Here is a 23,926-nt window from a genome sequence, read left to right as displayed (position 1 = left end):
CTCCTGTATGGTTACTCTGCATTAATAGTACGTTGTCCGACAATCTTTGGCAATATACGGAACTATTTGTAGAGACATGAAAAAGCACCATCCCCAAAATAAGGGACAGTGCTTTGATGGAGGGTAATCAAACCCGAATCAGTCGCCGACATCCTCGCCGGCTGCCATGCGGTACACTTTTACTTTTCCGGCAAGACGGCGCTCATAGGATGAGAGAGACTGCCGCTTAATTGCTGCGAAATCCAACTCGCTGATCAGACCATGTTTGCGGTTAAGCTCTGCGGCATTGTTCCAGGCTGTCTTTTCCGCGTGAAGATTTCGCTCCTCCTCAGCTATGATTTTTGCCATATATTCCGGATTTCGTTCCAAAACTTTTGGAGGCGTCGTTTTCTTCATCTGATAGACTTCCCTTGAAAGCGAGAGTCCGGCAAGTAGTGCCCGGCGATCGAGCGCATGCCCAAGTTCGTGCATGGTGATCGCAGCCACATATGTTTCCATTGATACCCGGCGTTCCTGCTCGCTGACTGCTTCTAGAATCCGGTCGGGATCATACGTGACATAGTCATGGATAAAGTGGTACGTCATGTTGATGCCGTTCCTCTCTAAACGGACTTCACGAATAACCCCGACATGGTTCATCGTCTCATGGATGATTTTCTCTATTTGATGTCGGTTCACGATCTCATTTCCCCATTTTTAAATTTTTATATTTTGTATTTTAACATTATCTTACTATAAAGTCTTCCTTTGTGTTCTTCTGTAAAAAGAGTTTAATATTTAGTAGTGTATTAAAATTGTTACTTGTGAGAAATAGCATTGTGTCAAGATGAAAAAAACCCACTCAAACCCTTATGAAATATCACTTTTGTGATTCTTCGTCTTCAATAGAAATTATTACAATTATTACGATTCTTCTTCAGTGGTTTAGAAGTTCTATAAGCGGCAATACAATGGATGAAGCTGCACATAGCTTCTTTCCAATAATAAAATCGAGGAGGAATGCAACATGGCAGACAACAGAAACAAGAACAACAAAATGTCCAGAGAAGAAGCAGGCCGTATGGGCGGAGAAGCCATTTCCAACAATCACGACCAAGATTTCTATGAAGAAATCGGACGTAAGGGCGGAGAAGCCACTTCCGAAAACCATGACCGCAGCTTCTACGAGGAAATTGGAGAAAAAGGCGGAAACGCCCGAAACAAAAATAATAATAACAACAATAATAACAATTAATTGCCGTTCCTGCAAAACACGGGTGAGGACACTTCCTCCCCGTGTTTTTTGTTTGCCTCCCCGAAAAACAAAAAACCGGAGAGCAGATTGTTTCTGCTCTCCGGTGAGTCGATCGGAAGATAAATAATAGAAATTGATAAAGGCAGCATTAATACTTCCGTTTGTCGACCACTTCATATGTTTCATCACAAATTTCAATCTTGCTCGGGCTGTTCGCTTTAGCAAGGATAATCGCCTCGGCGATGGCCTCGTCTTTATAAATGAACATCTCTTCCAAATCCTGATTTCCCATGGTAATCATCCAACGAGAAGCTTCCTTGTCCGGTGCAACACGATAGCACTGCATGAACGGTTTCCACTCCTTATATAATGGTCCCGGCAAAGCCGGGTTTAGGGCTTGATATTATTCTGTATCCTATTCACCATTTTGTCAAACTTTTTTTAGGGCTTTCGTTCTTGGTTAAATTGTTTATAAAACCAGGCCTGTTTGTGAAATATTTCTCATAGCGCTCCATTCGTAGTCTGTACCCAATAGGACGTTGTCCATCTCATTTTTTCGTGTTTTGTCCTGTGCTCTGCCATAGGTGAGATTTTCAGGACAATCCACCGGACCGAGAAAGATCAGAACCGCACCTTGAATATGTCCGATTTTATTATGCGCACCAGTGATTCTGTTATTCACCCCGGTAAACTTATCTTTTGGACTGACACAAAAATACCCCGGGACACTTGTCCCGGGGCGCTTTCACATCAATTGATATTGATGTAGATCTTGCCGTTTGCAGTTTTGCGGGCTTCGTTGCCGAAGTCGTCTTTAACCTTCACTTCAAGCTGCGCACCGTTTGCTTTCATACCGGCAGGTACTGTCCAGTAGCCGACATAGTGGCCCGGAGACGTTTCCATCATCGGGAGTTCAGTCGGGTTGGTGGACGGCAGGTTCGTCAATGGCATATGAATGACGAAGCTTGCCTTGAGGCCAGGTGTGCTGTCGAACTCGAACATGAAGGATTGGCCTGTTTTCAGGTTAACGTCTTCTTCCGGCATGAGATTTTCGATGGCAGGCGCATCATAGTTTGCCTGAATCGTTACACTCTCGGTTGCCTGGTTTCCTGCAGCATCCTGCGCAACCACTTCAATAAGGTTGGCGCCATTGTCCAGAAGGATCCGCTTCGAATATTTGCCGTCACGGACGTCAGCCTTTTGGCCGTTGACTTCAACCCAATCCAAGTTGGCGTCGGATACAGAACCTTGGACCGTTACAGTCTCACGGTTCGTCTTTTCGCCGTCTGCCGGGCTGTCGATCGTGAGCTCAGGCAGAGCTGTGTCGAGTGTAACCGTGACCGGAGCGGATACCCCTGTTTCCCGGCCGTCCAGAAGCGAAGTGGCCGTGAAGGTGTTCTCTCCTTCAGCAAGCGTCAGATCGAACGAGAACTTGCCATCATCGCCGACTGTCGCTGTGCCGACTTCCTCACCATTGTTGTCGAGACGGATTTCGGTTGTAGCCGATGCCGTACCCTCAACCGTGATGTCTGCTTCATTCGTCAGCTGGCCATCGGATGGGTTCGTGATGACCGGGGTCGCGACTTCATAATCCACCTGTGCACGGATCATGTAGTTACCTTCTTCTTCAGGAACCGGGGACCACGCACCGCCTACAAACTGATAGCTGCGATTTGCATTTGGTCCGTTTTCATCCGTTGCAAGTCCCGGAGTGTTCGGGTTGGCGTGGGACTGGATGTAGACCATGTAGAAATCTTTCCCGACATTGATGCCGTGTTCTTTCAGGTCGACAACCGTCCACTCACCGTTCCGGAGTGCAGTCGCCTCAAATGGTCCGGCAAGTTTCTCACCAGGAGCGCCATCAGTGCCGGATGCATCCCAGACTTCAACTGCAAAGTCTGTTCCGCCCGGTACCGGCCAGGAAGTATCCCAGAAGCTGAAGACCCCTGCAGAGACGATCCCCTGCTCTTGCCCTTCAGGAAGAGTCATCTTGACTGCCCAGCCGTTGCCCGCATCGTAGAATGCACGTGCGTTCTCGCCTGTGCCGTCGTCATAGCCGATTTCCCCGCCCGGTACTGTGTAGAACGGCTCCAGCGTGATGTCATGAACTGCCGGCTCATCGCCGATTGTGACATTCACCTCTGTGCCGTGGTAGCCGGATGCGACGATTTTCAGCGTGTAGTCCCCTTCATAAGCTTCGATTTCGTAGCGGCCATCGGAATCGGTCGTAACCGGTGCGATGTTCGCATCTTCCACGAGAAGGACAGTGGCTCCTTCGACCGCAGAACCGTCTGCGGAATCCGTGATCGTGCCGGATACCGTGTTCATCGGAATTTCCTCGAGGACGAAGTTAGCGGTTGCAGTTTCGTCCGCTCCGACAGATACGCTCTGGTTATCAGAACGGAAACCGTATGCTTCTGCGACAAGCGTGTAGTCGCCGGCTGCCGTACGCATCGAATACGTGCCGTCCGCCGGGTCCGTATAAACGGAAGTCCCTGTTTCAAGGACGCTTACCTGCGCATTGAGCGGAAGCAGCATCGGTGCCGGCTTCTGTCCGTCTTCAACAGGTTTGACTTCATTTTTAGGCATGACCGGCTTGATCGTAGTCGGATCGATCGGATCGCCTTTTTTCAGTGCTTCGTTTTCTTTCTTGATGACGCCAAGCTGCTTGCCGTTGTTGCCGGCTTTCGCATTTCCGCTTGCCTTACCATTTGCCTTACCGCTGGCCTTACCGTTTGCTTTACCGTTTGTCTTGCCTTTTGCCTTGCCTTTTCCGTTATTGCCTTTGACCGCTGCGGATGTGGACTCAGATGTTTCAGAAAGGGAAACATCATCGAGGTACCATCCGTCACGTGTCACGCTGCCGTCCGAGAAGGCGTTGAAGCCAATGTATACCCGCTGTCCGGCATACTCGGAAAGGTCAACTTCGACATCTGCCCAATCTCCAGATTCGCCCTGGACCATGAGAAGCTGAGTCCAGTTTTCGTAATCTGTGGAAATGACCACGTGACCGTAATCCCATGCGCGGCCTGTGGATGTGGATTCTTCGAAGTTGTGCCAGTGCTTGAACTGCAGGTAGCTGTTGCCTTCAGGAAGATCGACCGGAGGCATGACGAGCGTCGCGTTCATGTTGCTCGCATACTGGCCAGCAAGATTGGTGGCATAGACGTTTTCTCCGGATGCCGCGTTGCCCGGCCCGGAAGTCGGAGCACCCTGCTCCCAGCTGTTCTCATTACCGAACGAGATCCAGCCCGTTGCATCCGCTTCAAAGTCTGTCGAGTAACCGGTTGTGATACCCGGCAGGACTGATACGGAATACTCATCGGACGTCACTTCATTGCTGCCGAAGTCATTGATCGTGAACGAGTAGTTGAACTCCTCGCCTCCGATATGCTCGCCGGGCACAGTGACTGCATAAGTGCCTTCAGTGAAGCTGCCCGCCGTGCGGACGAGTTCCTCGGATTGAGCATTGCCCTCAGCATCCGTATAGTTGATCACTGCGGAGCTGACCGAAATATTATCAGTGATATCAACCGACAGAGTCAGGTCCATGCCGGCATATGTCTCAGCCGGTGCTGTGTGGCTGAACTCAGGTGCTTCCTCATCATCGCCTTCCTTCATAACCTGGCCTTCGATCGTGCCGATGCCGGACATGAGGGAAGATACGGCAGCCATCGCGTCAACGAGGCCATATCCGTAGCCATGGTTCGGAACAGTCGGATATTCTTCGTCTGTCAATGGTACAGCAGTATCGATGAGAATCTGTTCCATTTCATCGACTGTGATGTCTGCATCCACTTGACGGAGCATCGTCGCTACGGCAGATACTGCAGGGCCTGCCATCGATGTGCCGTTCCAGCCGCCTTCATATCCGCTTCCCGGTACCGACGAGCGGATGTTTACACCAGGAGCAGAAATGTCGGGCTTGATCTCGTCGTATGGCGATGGGCCTCGGAGCGAGAATCCTGCCACTATGTTGTTGATGTCAGTGGCGCCTGTTGCGAACGACTCAGGATAGTTGGCAGGTGATGCCACAGATCCCGGTCCGCCAGGATTGAAGAGAGTCGTGTTGCCTGCTGAAAACTCAGGGAAAATCTGAGCTGCACGCCAGTTCTGCACGACTTCAAGATACCACTCATCCAGTCCTGGTCCGCCGCCCCACGAGTTGTTGACGACATCCGGCGCCATATCTACGCGCGCATTGCCTTCAGAGTCAGTCGGAGCCAGGATCCACTGTGCTGCTGCCAGAAGATCACTGTCCGTGCCGCCTGCTGCCGTGAACGCCTTGACGGCGATCCATTTTGCACCAGGTGCGACGCCGACCTGGTTGCTGCCGTCAGGCTCTGCACCGACCATCGTACCTGTCACGTGCGTGCCATGACCCTGGTCGTCGTAAGGTGTCGTGTTGCCTGCCGTCGCATCGAACCAGTTGTAGTCATGGTTTGCTTCGCCGGTAGCCGGGTTGTAGCCCCGGTACTGCTCTTTCAGCGCCGGGTGATCCCACTGGACGCCGGTATCGATGCTGGCCACTACCGTGCCGGTACCGTCGATGCCGAGATTCCACGCCTCAGGGGCTTTGACCCGCTCAACGTTCCATTCGACATTTGCGACCTCGGACTTCGGAGTTTCCGCTTCCGGTGTCTTCGTCACAAACAGCTGACGGTTCTCGTCAGGCAGAATTTTTTCGACTTCGTTGAAGCCTGCGATTTTCTCAGCGACTTCCTTCGTTGCTGTGACCGACATCCCATTGACGATGTGGTACGGTCGGACGTTTTCCGCTTCACCGCTCTTTTCAAGCACTGTCAGATACTTTTTGACGTCGGCCTGTGAGGTCTGTGCAGTCGCCTTCAGTTCAGATACCACAGCCGAGCGTGCAGCAAGCTTGGTCTGATGTGAGGATAAATCAGCTTTTTCGGCCGCTTCCCTGGCAGACGCCGCTGCCTTCACTGTATCTGCTTTGTCTTTGAACTTGATGAGGAAGTTGACTTTCTCATCATTCTTGAACTCTGTGATCAGCCGGTCGCTGAGTTTCGCCTGCGCTTCCTTGGCCGTATCAACCGCCGATAAGCTCGTCCGGCTTTCCGCGGATGCGAGGCCCGGTGCGATTAGTGACGAAACCATCAGCACTGTGGCGGCCATGCTCATTAACTTTGTGGATTTCTTCTTTGATCCCGGCAATGCGTTTCCTCCCCTTCGAATGGTAATGCCCGGTCCTGTAGGAGCCGCCCATTTCCCGGGAAGAATAAAGACGGCCCATGCCTCACTCCTCCTTTCCGTAAATAAGTGTTCTGATTCATGGTGCCTTCCTGCATCTGTGTTGTTAGCACTACTATACAACGAAAAAACTGATATTTTTGAATTGTCGATAGGTGTAAAAAGGAATTGCTCCATTGGGACTGATGCCGTCAGGGTAAATAGTCCGATACAATACACTCGTCGTTTAGTAGGCGAAAGAGAAGGTTGCAGGACTGGCGCGGGCTCACCAATAGGCCTTTAGGATATGCAAGGATGCATATTCTGCATGATTATGGAAAATGATTCTTTAGAAAGGTTGATGTTTCGAGGAAATTCCACGGGATGAATAAAGAAAGTTCTTCTCCAAGGCATAAAGAATCAGACTTTATCAATCAATGAATCGATTTCCTCACAAGCCTAAAGAAAATCCGCAACTTCATCCAATATTAGCGGGGAAATCGGGACTATTCTCTCTGCTTTACAAAGTATTTCTTTTCGAGGGCTCTTGTAATCTGTTTGTAATAAACGGTAATAAAAGAATTATTGCCTTTTGATGATTAAGAACCGGCCTCTATATAAATTCCGGTTGAAATACAACAGTTCCACCCAGTACACGCCTGAAGAAAAACGAAAAGAGCCCCTAAGAGGCTCCCTTCTTTACATATTAAAAAGTCGATGATGCTTATAGTTCAGTTATATCACTTTACCGTTTTTCAGCTCAGTTGACGAAGCAGATTGGCCATTTCGATGGCTGCGGTTGCTGATTCCGCCCCCTTATTCCCTGCTTTTGTACCAGCACGCTCGATTGCCTGTTCGATTGTATCCGTTGTGATCACACCAAACATGACAGGTACTCCTGTGTCTGCAGACGCTTTGGCCACCCCTTTGGCTGCTTCTGCGCAGACATAGTCGAAGTGGGCTGTCGCGCCGCGAATCACCGCGCCCAGTGTAATAACAGCATCATACTTGCCGGAAGCTGCGAGTTGTTGTGCAGCAAGCGGAATTTCAAAGGCTCCCGGCACTTTTGCGACGGCAATGTCTTCCTCATTAACACCGTGTCGCCGTAGAGTATCCAGGGCACCCTCAACCAGTCTTCCTGTGATGAATTCATTGAACCGTCCTGCAACAATCGCGATCTTTAGACCTGTTCCTACTAAATTCCCTTCCAACACATTGACCATTTCCTTGTCCTCCTCAAACATGGAGCAGATGCCCCAGTTTTTCCATTTTAGTATTTAAATATCGGTGATTTTCCGGTATTGGCTCAGTCTCGATCGGCAGCCTCTCTACAATTCGGATACCGTAATGGGTGAGCCCATCCACTTTTCTTGGGTTGTTTGTCATCAGGCGAATACTTCCGGCTTCCAAGTCCTTCAGTATCTGTGCCGCAATCGCGTAATCCCTCATATCGGCCGGGAAACCGAGTCGTTCGTTGGCCTCAACGGTGTCCAAGCCCTCTTCCTGAAGACTGTACGCCTTTAGCTTATTAATGAGGCCGATGCCGCGGCCTTCCTGTCTCATATAAAGCAGGATCCCCTGCCCCTCTTCCTGCATCTGCATGAGCGCCGCATGAAGCTGCGGGCCGCAGTCACATTTGCTGGAGCCGAAAACATCGCCGGTCATACACTCAGAATGGATGCGCACGGGGACGGGACCGTCTTCAGGGATTTCGCCTTTGATCAAAGCAAGATGCTCCTGCCCGGTCAGCCGCTCGGTATAGCCAATCAACCGGAATTCTCCAAAATCGGTAGGCAGCCTGATCTCTGCTTCCCGGGAGACCAAGCATTCCTGCGTTTTCCGATACTCGATCAATTGTTGGATCGTAATCAGCTTGAGCCTGAACCTCTCTGCCATAACTGTGAGCTCGGGAAGCCGGGCCATTGTGCCGTCGTCATTCATAATCTCGCAGATGACGCCGCCCGGAGAATGCCCGGCAAGCCGGGCCAAATCTACGGCCGCTTCTGTATGCCCGGGGCGTTCCAGTACTCCTCCGTCTTTAGCGATGAGCGGAAAGATATGCCCTGGCTTGCGGAAATCATCCGCAGGAGCAGCGGGATCCATTGCACTGCGGATCGTCTCCGCGCGTTCCTCGGCACTGATGCCTGTAGTCGTCGTGACATGGTCGATGCTGACAGTGAATGCGGTGCCAAAAGAATCGGTGTTCTCAGCAGCCATCAGAGGAAGACGAAGGGCAGACGCCTTATCTTTTGTGATGGGCATGCAGATCAGCCCCCGGCCATGCTTTGCCATGAAGTTCACGATTTCCGCATCAGCCAGTTCCGCGATGGACACCAGGTCCCCCTCATTTTCCCGGTCCTCATTATCAGTTACAATTACGGGACGGCCCGCCTTCAGGTCTTGCAATGCTTCTTCAATTGTCGAAAACATTGTGTTCTCCCCTTTCATCATGCAAACCCGTTTTCCTGCAGTGTATTGAATGTGACTCCGTTTTTCTGTCCGGCAAATGGCTGCAGCATCCTCTCCGCGTATTTGGCCAGAATGTCACACTCCAGATTGACCCGGTCACCCGGTTTCTTGGATCCGAGGATAGTAACGGCCTGCGTGTGCGGGACGAGCGATACGGTGATCGAATCTTCTCTGGCTTCAAAAACAGTCAGCGAAGTCCCGTCCAACGCAACCGAACCTTTTTGGATCAGGTAGGTCGAATACTCATTTGGAATCGTCAGATCCAGGTATATTGCGTTGCCTTCAGTCCGTTTTGATCGGATCACCGCAGTGCAGTCGATATGACCCGAAACGATATGGCCACCCAAACGGCTATCGGCTCTGAGAGCGCGCTCAAGGTTAACAGGTGTACCGGATATCACGGTCGCAAGAGACGTCGCCTTTAAAGTCTCCGGCATGAGGTCTGCCGTAAATGCATGTCTGGTAAAGCCTGTAACGGTCACACATACACCGTTGACCGCGATGCTGTCGCCGAGCCGAACATCTTCAAGGACGACCGAGGCTCCGATTTTCAGTGTCGCCGCATCCCGTCCTGGTGTCACGGAGCGGACCGTACCAATTTCTTCAATGATTCCAGTGAACATCAAATCATCCTTTCTGCAGCGCCGGATCGTCGCAGTACCGAAGTTCCATACGATATCTGAAGGGACCGGTATCAGGAGATCCGTGTCCGGTATAACTTGAATGGGAATGTTTCCTCCGCGGGGCAGACGGGAGGTCAGGAGAGAGATTGTGGAGAGAGGCAGGCCTTGTCAGGCAGGTACGGATACGGCTGATACGCCGTTGACTTAATCTTCTTGTGTGAGAGCGTTCGGTCCTGCCGACGGCTGATGCGGCGGACTCATCGGTGTTGCCTCGTGTCTCAGTGCGACTGTAGCAGTCAAAATGCTTGATGTATTTCTCAATAAGCGGGATGCCCGTTTTCATTAACTTGCCGGGCAAAAGTATGGTCCTCATGTAGGGCTCAACATACAAATTTATGGCTCCTTTCTTTTTTGTACTCAGCCTGTTTCTATCGCAATCACACAGAAAACCCCGTATCAAAAAAGATACGGGGCTTGAAAGCATAGCTAAATAAACGCTGAACACTGTCGTGTTCAAACGCGGCTCCTTCTCCCATCCAGACTTTAACTGTCGGTCCCGGAGTTGCACCAGGTCCACCGTACGAATACGGGTCACGGACTGAGGGCATGCGCCCATCACCGCCGGTGGGGAATTTCACCCCGCCCCGAAGGATTGCCTATTCAAGTATGCAGTCATTGTTTCATAATAAAATCAGCAGTACAAGAGGGAATTTATGTTTCAGTACATTTGAACCAAGGATCGAGGGTCCGTGGAAACAAAAACCCGGAAGGCAAGTGGCCTTCCGGTCTCATGGGCATTTACCCCATAATATGATAGCCGCCGTCGACATAGATAACTTCACCTGTCACGCCTGTTCCCATGTTGGACAAGAGTGCAACAGTCATATCGCCGACTTCCCGCTGGTCGACATTACGCTTGAGCGGGGCAGTTTCTTCAATTTGGTGCAAAATCGTGTTGAATGACGGTACCCCTTTTGCCGCAAGCGTGCGGATAGCCCCTGCAGAAAGTGCGTTGACGCGAATGCCGTCTTTACCCAGATCGTTTGCAAGGTAGCGGACCGATGCTTCTAGCGCCGCCTTTGCGACGCCCATGACATTATAGCCGTCCAGTACGCGCTCCGCTCCTAGATAAGTCATCGTTACGATCGCTCCGCCTTCAGTCATATAAGGCTTCGCTTCACGTGCCACTGCCACCAGTGAATACGCACTCGTATCCTGGGCAAATGCATAGCCGTCACGGGATGTCTCGACAAAGTCCCCTTTCAGGTCTTCAGCCTTTGCGAAAGCCACCGAGTGAACGATTCCGTGGATCGTTCCGACTTCCTCACCAATGGCGCGGAAAGCTTCTTTGACACTTTCATCATCATTCACGTCACACTGGACAATTAGACGTGCTTCATATCCTTGCTTGTCCAGAGCGCGCTCAAGCTTAGCGCGGGAACGTTCCTGGCGATTCGTGAAAATCAGGTTGGCCCCTGTTTCCTGCAGTTGCTTGGCGACACCCCAAGCAAGGCTGCGTTCGTTCGCAACGCCCATGATTACAATGTTTTTACCTTCAAGTTTCAGCAGATCTCCCATTCTGAATACCTCCCGGACGATTAATACCAGTCATTAGCATCTGGTGCTAACGAAAGTATATCACAGGAAGCTGTACCGGGGTGCAGAAGAAATAAAAAAAGCACCGGTTGTCCGGTGCGAACTCGATCACGATTTACTATTCTTGTAATCTGCAGCAGCCTTGATGAATTTATCGATGATGGCCTTGGAAGGCTCATGGCCCTTTAGCGCAAAATTTTCCGGATGCCACTGTGTGGCCAGGACGAACCGCTTGTCTGTCAATTCGATGGCTTCGGTCAGGCCGTCCGGAGACTGCGCCGCAATCTCCACACCTTCACCGATTGTTTTGATCCCCTGACTATGGGAAGAGTTGACCCTAGTCCGGCCTCCCGGGAAAAGCGGCGGCAATATCTCGCCTCCGACAATGTCCACATGGTGGACCGGATGCTCCCTGCCATGTTCCTGTTTATGTTTAAGCGGCTCATCCAGCTGCTCTTCGATACACTGATACAGCGTTCCACCGGTCATGACATTGAGCATCTGTGCGCCACGGCATGTCCCGAAAAATGGCATATCCCGTGCCAGTATATTTTTGATGACACAAGAATCGAACTCGTCCATCTCGAAGTTTAGCTGGCCGGTTTGCGGCATGGTCTCCTCTCCGTACAGATCAGGGTCGATATCCCATCCGCCGGTCATGATCACCCCGTCAACAAGGTCCAGAACTTCATCCAACTGGTCTGAAGGGACGATCGGCAGCATGATCGGGATGCCGCCTTCTTGAATGACGACTTCCGGATAGACTGGTTGTAACTTGTAGTCATATAGGTTTTCCTGCTGTTGAGCGGTAATGCCGATAATCGGTTTCATATCAATCAACTACTTTCTTGGTTTGTGTATGATGATATTGAAGTTCCCGTTTATGGGCATACATTAAACTAGTAAAAAAACCCTGATTCCTCGGAATATTCGCACGTCCATTGACGCTCACTGTCGATTCCTGTATATTGAAGAGTAGTTCCGGCCATGCTGGACAAAGACATTTGTGCTTTGGAGGGATGGGCATGTACCAGGGCAAGGTGAAATGGTTCAGCAATGAAAAGGGCTACGGATTTATTGAACTTGATAACGGCGAGGACGTCTTCGTGCACTACACCGGAATTACCGGTGACGGATTCAAAACCCTCGATGAAGGCGAAACCGTTTCATTTGAAGTGGTGGAAGGCAATCGTGGTCCCCAAGCCGCAAATGTCGTGAAATTAGACGCACAATGAAACAAATAAACCCCGCTTTGCAATTGCAGAGCGGGATTTTCATTGTCCGAGCTTATTCAGTTCAGATCCGAGAAAGCGCAGCTGCTCTCCGACGGTGCACTGTTTGATGCAAAAGCGGTGTGCAGTCGCTTTGCCCTGTTCCGAACGGAGCTGCTTTTTCAGGAAACAGCCGTCGCAATAGCGGTCCAGCAGTTCATCAATACCCTGTATCAGGTCCATTTTATTCAACAGCGTTCACTCCAGTTTACTGATTCCCACATTGTACCGGCTTCCCGTCCTCATTTCAAGCGGCTGGGATGTGCACCGGAAGGAAAGGCGGTTCTTAAAGATGCTTGAAGTCTATATCGACGGTGCGGCCGCAGGCAACCCTGGACCTGCGGGCATCGGGGTATTTATCCGCGGCGAAGGGCACGAAGTGAGCGTGTCTGAGCCCGCAGGAGAGCTGGACAACCATACGGCTGAATTCCTGGCACTTGTGAGAGGCGTGGAAGAAGCATCGAAATTATCGTCCGAGATGATTTCGGTCCGTTCCGATTCCAAGGCAGTGGTCAGCGCAGTCGAAAAGCGATATGCGAAAAACCCTTTACATATGGATATGCTCAATCAGGTGCTTCAAATCGCAGACAAATTCGATTTCTTCTTCATTAAATGGATTCCCGACAGTCAGAATCGGGCTGCGGATGCGCTCGCAAGGTCCGCCATCAGGAGGAAGTAAGGATTAGTATGGCCTGGCACTACGGGGGAATTCGTCCCGGAGCAGAAATTAAAAACGGAAGCCGGCGTCTGCATTGCCGGCTTCCGTTTTTTAGTCCATAACTTTCATGAAAACAACTGTTCCTGCATCAGCGTCGTATAGCACCCAATTGCGATCTCCGACGACAGCCCCGACATTAACAAATGTCCGGCCCTTCGTCACATCATACGGGACACCGAAACCGACCTCTTCCACCTGGCTGTCAATGGTCAAGCCTGATTCATGACTGTGGCCATAAAAGATCAGATTACGTCCTGTTTCAGGAAAGACGGGCATCCACGGCTCCCCTCCCCATTCCCATTGGTGACCGTGGATCACGTCCGCAGTTCTTTCAATTCCGATCCGTTCTTCCATCGTACGGATTCTTAACAGGAGTGGCTCGTCGGATTCGGTGATTTGTGCAATCCGCTCTTCCTGGTTGCCCCGGACCGAAGGAAAGGTCAGCATGTCGATCAGCTCATCAGAAAACAGCATGACATCCTTTAGCCTGTTGAAACGCTCGAAAGGCGCTCGCTTCTTGCTGATGATGCATTCAAACAGGTCGCCGGTTCCGATCAGCTCGGCACCCGGGGCCTGTTTTTGGATATCGTTCAACACATCCTTCAGATCCTCGACGGATGAATGGATGTCTCCCAAAAGCGCATACCTCATTCTCTACCCCCAGCCTCAGTCGTATCGTCGTAGGTCCGGATATAGAAACCCTCTGTCTCAGACCATTCGCAATAGAGGATTTTGTCCGAATCATGATATCCCAATTCAGCAAGCTGGTCATAGAGCCACTGCTTGCTCTTGCCGACCAGTTCTAGCATATCCTCTTTGATGAATCCGCCATCGATCAGCAGGACGGATGGGTCTTCTTCCGGCTTTTCAATATTCAGGTCGCCGACGGTTGCCGGCTTGTACTTGGCATATGTGTTGATCGAAACGGAACCGCCCGGCTCGATGATCAGGTCCTTCACCTCGCGCAGAGAAAAAATCCCCTGTTGACGCAACATGATGCGGAGCTGCTCCATTTCCATCATATTGCGGTCCATACGCTTAGTGTTCAGCTTGCCGTCCTTGATAATATAGTCCGGTGTGCCCATGAGAAGCACCCGTGCCCTATCGGACTTCTCCGCGACTTTCTCAATGATGAATACGATAATCCCAAACAAAATGAGCGCAAAGATCAGCATCCAGATGGACACTTTGTCATCATAGACCGATTCTTCGAGAATCCCTCCGAAAATCAGGAGATAGACAATATCGAACGGTGTCATCTCCGCAAGTTCCTTCCGTCCAAGAATGCGTATGATCGTGAGCAGGAACACAATTCCGATGACCAGTTTCCCGGCAATCAGCAAATAATCCAAGGTAATCCCTCCGTGACAATGATTCTTTCATTATCACGGTAGATACCCTGTTCCTATCTATTCAAATCTGGCACAGTCTGCCAATGTGCCGGATCAGTCGTTTTCCTTCTCCACCGGATTGTCCGGGTCGGATACCCAGTCGCTGTAGCTCCCGACGTAGAGACGCAGATCCTGGTGTCCGATATGGTCCAGCATGGCGAAGAGTGGTGCGGCCGTCACGCCGCTCCCGCAGTACACCGTGACTTTTTCATCAGCGGCTACTGTGCCCCTGAGTGATTGTTCCGTTGTTTCTCCTGTATCGAATAGGCCTTCCTTTTTGAGGAGAGTCCAGTCGAAATTACGGGCACCCGGGATGTGTCCGGCTACCGGGTCCAGCGGCTCATGCTTCCCGGCATAACGTTCTGCAGCACGTGCATCCAGCAGGACATCCCCTTCAAGGCCTTCCGAAATCACCTTGACGTCATCTCTTGACGCCAAAAGGTGTTCCTGCCAGTCCGGTTTCACGTCCGATACATGAGGCCGGCACGACTCCGCGTCAATCGGGTAGCCGGCTGTCCGCATACCGTTGAACCCTTCTTCCAGGATGAAGGCCTGAGTGAATCCGCCATATCGGAGAAGGAAATAAGCCCGTGCGGCGAACGGCTCGCCTCCACCGTCATAAATCAGAATCCGATCGTCGAGGGACAGGCCGCTCCGCCGGAAAAGTTCAGTAAGCTGTTCACGCGAAGGCATCGGGTGACGTCCGCGGTCCGATGCCATATCTGACATGTCTTTTTCAAGATCCCAGTAAACCGCCCCGGCAATATGTCCTTCTTGATATGCTTTCCTGCCTGCTTCCGGGTCACCCAGCGAAAACCTGGCATCGATCAGCTTGTAATAGCCCCCAGACAAATCATCCACTGATTTGAACACGTCCGTCACCTGGATCCCTCCAATTCGCAAATGGCTTCATATACCTCTTTCCATTCCTGCAGATTCACTGTCTTTTCAAGAACTTCCCTCTCCGAAGCGATGCGGGCAAGAGCACCATGCAACAGATGTTGACGGAGACCTTCAGTCTCCAGTTCGGTCCACTGGGTGAAGTCTTCAATCATCCGCTTCTTCTCATTCTCCACATAGGCCTCTGCATCCTTCTTAGCGACTGCTTCCAGTGCATCGCGGAGCTTATCACGCCCGCCTCCCTCGAAGAAGTCTTTGTCATTCTTATACAGACGGTTGACCGACGCGTGCTTATTCGGATCCGGATAAACCGCCGGGAATGCGAGGCTTGCCTTGTCCTCGGGCTCGTACGGCGTCATGGAGAACATGGCATCCATGTCCCGGAGTTTCCGCTGCTCTTCGATGAACCTCATGCCAAGCCTGCGGATGGTAAAGTTCATGAGCCGGAAGTCAGTGACCTTCATTTCCTGGACAATGTCGAATCCTACTGCATCGAGCGCTTCCCGCAGCGCAATGGAGAGGGCTTCCCTGGACGGCTTGGCCGCGAATGTTGCCGGGTTATATGCTTCACCGAAGAATTCATTGAACCGGAAGAATACGCGCTGGAGCACATAGTACAGCAACTCGTCCAGCTCAGCCTTGGAGTCATTCAGGATGACCGGCGCAGCCGATTGTGCGTAACGCTTCCGCAGTTCCTGCTCAAAACGGCGGAGCTCTTCCATCCGCTCCTCTTTTCTGGACCGGTTCCGTTCTGTCCGCTCGATGAGTTCTCCGAGCCGCTCAGCTGTCTTGCGGCTTTCCTCATTGAGTGCCTGGACGGCCAGGCCGCTCAGTTCGTCACCAAGGAAGTGATGGAACGCTTTTTCAAACTCCGACATGCCGGATTCGAGGTCCGACTGCTCCTGCTTTTCCTTTAATGCAAGCAGGCTTGAGATACCGTAGAGCCGAGGGTTGCGGATGCCGAAGCGCTGGAGTTCGCCTCCGACGTACTGCTTGACCATGTCCGCTTCCTCTTCATTTACCGCAAGGTCGATAGCGTTTACGAGGAAGAACATCTTGTCCATTTCGAACGCATCCTTCACCCGGCCGAGCTGGATGAGGAATTCCCTGTCCGCTGCCGCAAACGCGTGGTTATAATACGTCACGAACAGAATCGCATCCGCGTTGCGGATGTACTCAAATGCGACATCTGTATGCCGGGCGTTGATCGAGTCTGCCCCCGGCGTGTCAACGAGGGTGATTCCCCTTCGCGTCAGCTCGCAGTCATAGAAGAAATCGATCGATTCGACAAAGCAGCTGCGGCTTTCGTCGGCGACATACTTGCGGAACTCGTCTTCTTCCACATTGACTGTCTGCCCGAGCAGCATGCCCCGTTCCGGATACCCGTCACGGAATGCCCGGATAAACGAGCGGTGAAGCTGCTTTCCGTCTTCGATGTCTTCCTTTCCGATTGCATCGTCGGCTTGCCGGAACGCTTCATCGAGCGAGCGGACGGTCATGCCGAGCTGGGCAAATGCGCGTGTGACGTCTTCCGTCATGGCGTCCGGAGATTTCAGATGGATGTCTGCGGTGCCGCTTTCATGTTTGTCGCTTGCCGGACGGATCCGGTTAATGGCGGCAGTGGTCGGGTTCGGTGACACAGGAAGCACCGATTCCCCGATCAGGGCGTTTGAAAACGATGATTTCCCGGCACTGAATGCGCCGAACAGAGCGATTGTGAAATCCTGTTTGCCGAGCCGGTCCGCTTTACGCATCAGGTAATCCGCGGTTTCCTGGAATCCAGGAATCGGCCGGACCTTTTCAGCGATCAATGACGCCTGGCGGATCGCCCCTTCGGTATCCACATGGCCAGTTTCCTCACGCACGGATTCTTCTGATGTCACTTCCTGCTCCGCTTCCTTGCCGGGAGCCATTGACGGATCAAATTCTATCACCGACTCCATTAAGGTCCGTTGTTTGGCTTCCCAGTTACCGGCGAGCAGCCCTGCTTCCTTCTTTAATGCAGATGGCGGCGCTTCAAGAGATTTCCGGAAGTCAGTGATTTCGCTATCGGCCTCTTCGATGGCGCGGATTGCATCCGCCTTCCTGCTGAGCACGGAAGACTGCTGAAGCTCGGAATCCGTCCGTTCATTTGCCGCATCGGCAATCCGTGCAGTCTGTTCAATTTTCCATTCGTCAGTTTCTCGGATAAACCAGCGGATGGTAGACTGACGCACCGATTCCGTGAAGTTCAGCACCGTATCGCCTGTAACAAGTGCCCCTTGCGGCACCTGGCTTTCAATGACCGAAATCGGCAGAACAAAATCCATACTGTCGATCCGGAGCGCTTCTTCGTCCGAAAGGAGACCTGCTTCCCTGACTGACGTCTTCATCAGGCCGCGAAGGTGGACCGCCACCTGAGCGTCCGTTGTTTTCCTGTATGTGGCAAGAACTGCTTCCGCCCGACGCTGCTTTTCCTCCTCGGTCTTTTTCCCGCTGAACAGGAAGCCGACCTTGAACGACTTTGACTGTGCTTCCAGATAATCTTTCATGAGATCGCGTACTTCAAACGGCATGAGCCCGGCATTTTCAAGGAGATCCTTCCGCTTGGACTCAAAGTCATCCTGCCAGCGTTCCGGTGACAGCAGCTCGACCCGCCTCGAAGCATCGGCAGCTTCTTTCTTGATCTCCTCACGGCGTCCCCACTCTTCTTCCGAAAGGACATCCGCATAAGTCGCCTTTCGCTCTTCCCGCTCATCTTCCAGGAACCGGATGTGTTCATCGGCAAGCTTCCGTAGAGTGCCTTCACCTGATGCCAGGAGCGACTCTTCACGGTTTTGTATGGATGTTGCGACCAGTGTTTCTACTTTCTCAAAATCATTATGCGGCAGGTTACGCTCGCGCAGGGAGGTAAAAAAGATCCCTTTCGGGTGGACACCCCATGAAGCGAACGATTCCCGTACGGAATTCTTGAAGTCTTCAAAGCTCAGCTCTGTCTCGCGGTGCTTGTCGATTTGGTTGACGATCAGGTATACATTCTCGTTATAGGTCATCAGATTCTTTGTGAACGTGAAGTTGAGCCCTGACTGGACGTGGTTGTAGTCCATGACATAGAACACCAGGTCCGCCACGTGAAGGGATGACTCTGTTGAAAGACGGTGTGCATCATCAGTCGAGTCGACACCCGGTGTGTCCATAACTGTCACGCCTTCCGGGAGTGCTGAATCCATATGGCCGACCTCGATTTCGGAGACGGCCTGCCCGTCTTTTGAGAATTCCTTTACATAGCTGACATCAACATCTCCCGTGAAGCGGATCGGCGCGCCGTCCGTCCGGTGGATTATGGCGAAGTCATCATCTGCTTTATGTACATTTACGATATTGGCACTTGTCGGAATCGGCCCGGTCGCCAGGATGTCGACGCCTGTAAGGGCGTTGATCATGCTTGATTTCCCTGCGGAGAAGTGGCCCGCAAATCCGACAATGTAATCGTTCTTCATCAGTTTCCTAGCAAAACGCTCCGCTTTTTCGGCGCGCTCACGGTCCCCGTTCTCACGGAAAAGCACCGCCAGCTGAGCCGCCTGCCGGATTAAAGTTTCGTGTTGTTGTGCAATTTGCGCCATAGGCCATAAATCTCCTCTGTCTCTATTTTCTTGTGCTATCATATCATTTTTTCACTGTAGCGTGGCAGAGGAGAAGGAATTGGGGCAGCACCGGTTAGGAACCGGGAGACTCCGGCTAAGATTAAGGCGTTGCCGCCGCTAATCCGTGACATGCCGGCGCGAAGCCCCTACCTGCCGCTATCCTGCCAATCGCACAAAAAAACCTTCCGCATTATGCGGAAGGCAGGCTGTCTGGCTGGACGGGAAGTACCTTAAGGATGTCTTCTTCAGCCTTCAGATCATTTTCATCGAGCAGCAATTGAATATCTCCGTGGTCCTCGGACGTACGGATCAGACGGCCGATGCCCTGCCTGAGACGCAGAAGCATGTAAGGCAGATCGATGTCGCGGTGGGCATCTTCAGCGAACCGGCGCTTCGCTTCGAAAAGCGGGTCGTCCGGCGGGTACGGAAGATCGTGAATAATGACGCGGGTCAGCGCCTCACCCGGTATATCGAGTCCCTCCCATAGATGCCAGGAGCACAGCACCTGTGCCTTGCCCTCCTGGAAATCACGGACCATCGCGGACAGTGCACGGTCTCCTTCGAACAGGAAGCGAGGGTCACCACCAGTCGCTTTCCGGAAAGCATCCATTGTAGCCTTTGACCGGAAGAGAATGAGTGACTGCTGTCCATCATCTTCTGTAAGCCGTAAAACTTCAGAAGCTTTGTCGGCAGCATCCGTCACCCTGATCTTCATCACTTCATCGTACTCAAACGGCGACTCGACGGAGAAGGACTTGTGATCACGGATACCGAGAGAACCGGCAAGGAAAGAAAAGTCTCCGTCCACCGACATCGTCGCGGACGAGAAGATGACTGGCATCTTCTTCGAGAATAACAGTTCCTCCAGCATATCCGTCACTAAACGCGGCATGATGACGAGTGTCTCATCACCGTTTTCATCTTCCAGCCAGTCTACCGCTTCCCCGTTCTCGCAGAAAAGCTTCATTGAATGGATATATTGCTCAAGGTATTCTTCTGCAATCTTCAAGTCGTATTCCGGGATGACATAAAGGTCAGAATCGAATACGAGCTCTTCAAGGATATCGATGGCAAGCTTCACGACTGCCGCAGCATGATCGCCGATCGCCTTGGAACGGACGATCGCGCGGCGGTCACCCTCTCCTTGTGCTGATTCATGCAGCAGGCGGAACAGTTCCGCGTGACGGTCGATCAGCGCCTCCATGAGGACCAGCGTCTTCTCGCGGACACCATCGACCATAATGCGTGACAATACCGTATCAATGGTACGCTCCTGTACGCGGTACGTGAACGCCTTTTGCGCTGCATATTCCAGAAGATGGCCTTCGTCGAAGACGACAACGGAGGATTCCGGCAGGAGCGGAAGCTGGCCCTGGCGGCTGCGGGACTCTTTCGTCCAGAGATGTTCCATATAGAAGTCCTGCGAGCAGATGATCAGGTCGGTCGAAGCCCGGTAGTGGTTGCGGTGGAGTGTCTGGCCGCAACGGTTACGGAGTTCGCACGAACCGCACTGGTAAAGCGGATGATAGTTGACCGAGCCCCAGTCCTCGTCGGACAGATCCGGATAATCAGAGCGTGCGCCATACGGGTCAAGCCGCATCATCGAACCATGGCCCCGTACAAAGTCCGGCAGGCTGGCGTCGATGTCATCGGCAACGTCCGTTACACCTTTGGATTCATCAAGGCGCTTGAGGCACAGATACTGCTCACGGGACTTTGCAAGACGGACGTCAACTGTCAGTCCGAGCGCCTTCTCCAGCTTGCCGATATCACCGGTTTCCTTGACCAGCTGGTCGATAAGTGTCTCATCGGCACATGCAATGATTGCGGGCTTCCCGGTGTATCGCGCATAGGCGACCGCCGGCAGCAGGTAGGCGATCGTCTTGCCCGTGCCGACCCCCGCTTCCGCGAACAACACCGACTTGTCCTTGAGTGCCTGGCCAATCTGGAATGCCATGAACACCTGCTCATCGCGCAGGTCAAAGCCCTTCTCGGTCAGCTCATCGTACAGCACATCGCCGATCCAGTCGTCGAGTGACTCAAAAAACGACCGCTCCCGGTCCAATGCAAACGGAATCGCCTGTTTCAATCGAAAGCCCCCTGTAAACGTAATGAAAGCATTTTTCCATTCAGGCGGAAAAATGCACGATTTTATGAGTATAGCACGCCATGAAAAAAGTGGGAAGCATTTAAGTCTATGCTTCCCACCGTTTGTCCGTTTCATTCAAGCCGGATTGTTACGTCGCCTTCGATGTAATTCGGATAGGCGAAGAAATGGATGGTGATCGGATTCATGTAATCTCCGTTTGTGAACCTCATGTCATTGTAACTGTATTCGCCTATATGCCAGGAACCGCCCGAAGCAAGGTCGATTGTTTTGCCATTAGCATCAACTGCACTCCCAAGGTATCCGTAGCCGAACTCAGGACCCGTCCGGAGCTGCGTTTCAACCAGTGTCGGTGACAGCTCCGTCACTGCAAGCTTCCCGTCTGACGGCGTCTTTAGAACTTCACCGGTTAGTGTATCCACGACAAGCTTTTCGGTTTTGTCGATGGCCTGCATACGATTCATGCGGAAGACCATCAGATCGGGCTGCTCGAAATAGTTGCTCTGCAGGAAGTAGAGATCAGTGCCGTCTTCATCCTGCGTTGCAGTCATTCCGTTTGTGATCCGGCTCCACACTTCCCCGTCCCCGTCCTCGATCCGGAGATCCTCATACTGCAGGATGTCCATCGTATTGTCCGGATCTTCCTTTATTCTCACGGTGACCTTCAGCGGATGGACAGTGATGGATTCGATGGTGAGTTTTTGTCCATGAATGGTCACGGAGCGGTTCAGGTCGTATACCTTACCCTCTGCGACAGGCTTTTGGATGGTGAACGGAAGTCTGAAATGATGATCCTCCGTATCCCCGATACTGAGTTTCAGCTCGAATTCCCGGCGATCAGTCGGCAGCGGTTCAGTAAAGTTGTATTGGATCAGCTGTTCATTGCTCATCTTTCCGTCTTCAGACGGATAGTTGAAGCTGATGCCCTGGTGTTCGAGCAGTTTATTTCCAGTATAAAGTTCAATCTCGTCAATCTGCGGATCTTTCATACCGGTTGTTGAATCAACCGTGTAGGAAATGACCATCCCGGACTGGTCGACGATCACTCCGTTTAAGGTGACTGTGACGGTTCCGTCCGAGTCGGTCGCATGGATTTCTTCATAATAGTCGTTGGCAATGATCGCCTTCATACCTTTGTCGTACTGAATCATCTCCACAATCTGCGACATGCCCGGGAGGCTGGAAACGGCGTGGGCAAATGCCGGCGAGACCCTGATGGTCATCACAAAGGCCAGCAACAGGGCAGCAACGGCTGCTGCCGGCCAGATGAAGCGTCGGGCCTTTCTTTTACGGATACGTTGCTGCTCCGCCTCCCGGACACCCGCCCTGATCGCATCCGACAGAGCTTCTTCCGGAATCGGAATCTGATCCAGCTGTTCCTTCATGCTCCGAAGCTGATCTTCTTCACGCTCAGTCATCTGTGTGCCCTCCCTTCCCGTATATGAAATCCCGCAATGACTTCAGCGTTTTGTTAAGGCGAGATTTAACAGTGCCCTCCGGAATTTTCTCGATTTCCGCGATTTCTTTGATCTTCATGTCCTCAAAATACTTTAGTTGGATCAGCCGACGCGACGGATCAGGCAGGGTGCGAAGTGCCTCCTCAAGAATAAGGAGGTCGTCACCGGTATGAGCGACGCTTTCCGGCATCCGGTCGGTGACAGGTTCACGCCTCGCTTTTTTCAGTTCATCCTGGCAGTAGTTGATCATGATCCGTGTCAGCCATGTTTTCGCGTATGTGGGCTCTTTCAGCCGCCTGATATTGCGGAAAGCCCTCGCCGTCACTTCTTGCACTGCTTCCACAGCGGCATGCTCTGATTTAAGGAAAGCGTACGCCGTACGATACAGCGACACCTTATGCAGCTCCATCAGCTGGACGAACGCCTCTGCATCTCCCCTGATTGAGCGCTCAGCCAGCTCTCTTTCTTCCATGGCCTTCCCCCGCTTCCAATATCTCTGTACTTATTAGACAGGCGAAACCGAGAAAAGTTCAAGGGAAACTGGTGAAATTTGAAATTGTTTTTTCGGGAAGTGCCGTGGGGCGGGGTTTGTCCGATTATAAGAAGCTGTAAAATTTGAAATTAGGGTGAATTTGGAGGTTGAATTTGAAAAATGGGGATTTGCTTTTTCCCATTGTGCCGGTTGTAATACGGAATAGGAGGTGATGGGATGTCTGATCGCAATTATCCTCTTTCCTGTATGCAACAGAACGCATGCTCCAGAGAATGACGGATCAAACTCCAAAGTATAGTGATGCTCTTGCGGAGATGACCAACATGCGTTACGGCTACGAAGGTGAACTCCGAGCTGATCAAATGCTCCGGCGGGCCCATCTTCCCAAAGGCTCCCGGATTCTTCGTGATCTGACGGTTCGTGTTTTGGGTGAGGATTCCGTTCAGATTGATACACTTGTGATTACAATACAATTCGCTTTTATCCTTGAAGTGAAAAACATCAGCGGTACGCTTGAACTGGAACAGCAACCCGCCCTGCTAAAACGGACGGCACAGGACGGCAAAGTCAGCTACTTCCAATCCCCGTTTGTCCAACTGAACTTCGCGGTGGATACTTTAACCTACTGGCTGCTTACACAAAACATCCAGATTCCTGTGGTCGGAGCGGTATGCCTGGCTTCCAGGTATGCCGTGCCCAGGTTTGAAGCAGGACTGCCGGTCCACTTCATCCGTGAAATTCCGGATATTTTACACAATGAACTAACAGACCGACCCGCTATAATTGATGAAGCAATAGTTGACTGGATCGCTTCATCACTTCGCAGCCAGGAAGAAACCTATGACCCATTT

Annotated in this window: 20 protein-coding genes and 1 riboswitch; of the genes, 4 read left to right on the top strand and 16 right to left on the bottom strand. The window is 51.9% G+C overall.

The features are described from left to right. Window positions 1–138: 138 nt before the first annotated feature. Entirely contained in the window at window positions 139–678 is a 540-nt protein-coding gene (locus tag AC6CHQ_RS14705; RefSeq protein ID WP_251240568.1) for an integrase, read from the bottom strand. A 328-nt stretch (window positions 679–1,006) separates the two neighbouring features. Here AC6CHQ_RS14705 and AC6CHQ_RS14700 point away from each other — a divergent pair, with 328 nt between their 5' ends. Then, window positions 1,007–1,234 (top strand): KGG domain-containing protein, encoded by a 228-nt coding sequence (locus tag AC6CHQ_RS14700; protein WP_251240569.1) that lies wholly within the window; start codon window positions 1,007–1,009, stop codon window positions 1,232–1,234. Between the two features lie 148 nt (window positions 1,235–1,382). On the opposite strand, the gene AC6CHQ_RS14695 is transcribed toward AC6CHQ_RS14700, so the two are convergent. From AC6CHQ_RS14695 to AC6CHQ_RS14665, 7 genes are all read right to left on the bottom strand, one after another. Then, window positions 1,383–1,535 (bottom strand): hypothetical protein, encoded by a 153-nt coding sequence (locus AC6CHQ_RS14695; protein ID WP_177168206.1) that lies wholly within the window; start codon window positions 1,533–1,535, stop codon window positions 1,383–1,385. Between the two features lie 449 nt (window positions 1,536–1,984). Then, on the bottom strand, window positions 1,985–6,412 hold the full coding sequence (locus AC6CHQ_RS14690) for a S8 family serine peptidase (protein WP_498081957.1): 4,428 nt from the start codon (window positions 6,410–6,412) through the stop codon (window positions 1,985–1,987). A gap of 770 nt (window positions 6,413–7,182) precedes the next feature. Further along, on the bottom strand, window positions 7,183–7,650 hold the full coding sequence (gene ribH / locus AC6CHQ_RS14685; protein WP_498081956.1) for a 6,7-dimethyl-8-ribityllumazine synthase: 468 nt from the start codon (window positions 7,648–7,650) through the stop codon (window positions 7,183–7,185). Window positions 7,651–7,663: 13 nt separating this feature from the next. Continuing rightward, a complete protein-coding gene (locus AC6CHQ_RS14680) occupies window positions 7,664–8,857 on the bottom strand; it encodes a bifunctional 3,4-dihydroxy-2-butanone-4-phosphate synthase/GTP cyclohydrolase II (RefSeq protein ID WP_498081955.1) in 1,194 nt (397 codons plus the stop codon). Between the two features lie 17 nt (window positions 8,858–8,874). Beyond that, the gene (gene ribE, locus AC6CHQ_RS14675; protein WP_498081954.1) at window positions 8,875–9,519 is read right to left on the bottom strand and encodes a riboflavin synthase; all 645 of its coding nucleotides are present in this window, start codon (window positions 9,517–9,519) and stop codon (window positions 8,875–8,877) included. Window positions 9,520–10,039: 520 nt separating this feature from the next. Then, window positions 10,040–10,175, bottom strand: a riboswitch (FMN riboswitch). Between the two features lie 142 nt (window positions 10,176–10,317). Further along, entirely contained in the window at window positions 10,318–11,097 is a 780-nt protein-coding gene (gene fabI, locus AC6CHQ_RS14670) for an enoyl-ACP reductase FabI (RefSeq protein WP_285859170.1), read from the bottom strand. Window positions 11,098–11,223: 126 nt separating this feature from the next. Next, complete coding sequence (locus AC6CHQ_RS14665; RefSeq protein WP_251239823.1) at window positions 11,224–11,946, bottom strand: gamma-glutamyl-gamma-aminobutyrate hydrolase family protein; 723 nt, start codon at window positions 11,944–11,946, stop codon at window positions 11,224–11,226. A gap of 194 nt (window positions 11,947–12,140) precedes the next feature. Between AC6CHQ_RS14665 and AC6CHQ_RS14660 the strand changes: the two genes are divergently transcribed. Then, window positions 12,141–12,350 (top strand): cold-shock protein, encoded by a 210-nt coding sequence (locus AC6CHQ_RS14660; RefSeq protein ID WP_092048584.1) that lies wholly within the window; start codon window positions 12,141–12,143, stop codon window positions 12,348–12,350. Window positions 12,351–12,389: 39 nt separating this feature from the next. On the opposite strand, the gene AC6CHQ_RS14655 is transcribed toward AC6CHQ_RS14660, so the two are convergent. Then, window positions 12,390–12,578 (bottom strand): zinc-finger domain-containing protein, encoded by a 189-nt coding sequence (locus AC6CHQ_RS14655; protein WP_498081953.1) that lies wholly within the window; start codon window positions 12,576–12,578, stop codon window positions 12,390–12,392. Window positions 12,579–12,678: 100 nt separating this feature from the next. Between AC6CHQ_RS14655 and AC6CHQ_RS14650 the strand changes: the two genes are divergently transcribed. Then, window positions 12,679–13,065, top strand: coding sequence for a reverse transcriptase-like protein (locus AC6CHQ_RS14650; protein WP_424237978.1), 387 nt, complete (start codon window positions 12,679–12,681; stop codon window positions 13,063–13,065). A 90-nt stretch (window positions 13,066–13,155) separates the two neighbouring features. Here AC6CHQ_RS14650 and AC6CHQ_RS14645 read toward each other — a convergent pair whose 3' ends face one another. From AC6CHQ_RS14645 to AC6CHQ_RS14615, 7 genes are all read right to left on the bottom strand, one after another. Further along, the gene (locus AC6CHQ_RS14645; protein WP_251239820.1) at window positions 13,156–13,755 is read right to left on the bottom strand and encodes a metallophosphoesterase family protein; all 600 of its coding nucleotides are present in this window, start codon (window positions 13,753–13,755) and stop codon (window positions 13,156–13,158) included. Further along, window positions 13,752–14,456: a DUF421 domain-containing protein gene (locus AC6CHQ_RS14640; RefSeq protein WP_498081952.1), complete on the bottom strand. Its 705-nt coding sequence runs from the start codon at window positions 14,454–14,456 to the stop codon at window positions 13,752–13,754. The genes AC6CHQ_RS14645 and AC6CHQ_RS14640 overlap by 4 nt, the downstream gene beginning before the upstream one ends. Before the next feature lie 93 nt (window positions 14,457–14,549). Next, window positions 14,550–15,377 carry a sulfurtransferase gene (locus tag AC6CHQ_RS14635; protein WP_498081951.1) on the bottom strand — a complete coding sequence of 276 codons (828 nt, stop codon included), beginning with the start codon at window positions 15,375–15,377 and terminating at the stop codon, window positions 14,550–14,552. Then, window positions 15,374–18,997: a dynamin family protein gene (locus AC6CHQ_RS14630; protein ID WP_498081950.1), complete on the bottom strand. Its 3,624-nt coding sequence runs from the start codon at window positions 18,995–18,997 to the stop codon at window positions 15,374–15,376. The genes AC6CHQ_RS14635 and AC6CHQ_RS14630 overlap by 4 nt, the downstream gene beginning before the upstream one ends. Before the next feature lie 211 nt (window positions 18,998–19,208). After that, window positions 19,209–21,107, bottom strand: a complete 1,899-nt coding sequence (locus AC6CHQ_RS14625) for an ATP-dependent DNA helicase (protein ID WP_498081949.1) — start codon at window positions 21,105–21,107, stop codon at window positions 19,209–19,211. A gap of 131 nt (window positions 21,108–21,238) precedes the next feature. Then, entirely contained in the window at window positions 21,239–22,543 is a 1,305-nt protein-coding gene (locus AC6CHQ_RS14620; protein WP_498081948.1) for a DUF4179 domain-containing protein, read from the bottom strand. Beyond that, entirely contained in the window at window positions 22,536–23,054 is a 519-nt protein-coding gene (locus AC6CHQ_RS14615; RefSeq protein ID WP_251239814.1) for a sigma-70 family RNA polymerase sigma factor, read from the bottom strand. Before AC6CHQ_RS14615 ends, AC6CHQ_RS14620 begins: the two co-directional genes overlap by 8 nt. A gap of 344 nt (window positions 23,055–23,398) precedes the next feature. Here AC6CHQ_RS14615 and AC6CHQ_RS14610 point away from each other — a divergent pair. Then, on the top strand, window positions 23,399–23,926 hold a 528-nt coding region (locus AC6CHQ_RS14610; protein ID WP_498081947.1), incomplete at its 3' end, for a nuclease-related domain-containing protein.

The sequence above is a fragment of the Bhargavaea sp. GQ12 genome (assembly GCF_059758705.1).
The sequence above is the reverse complement of the archived record's forward strand: the minus strand, read 5'-3'. Positions and strand labels throughout refer to the sequence as shown.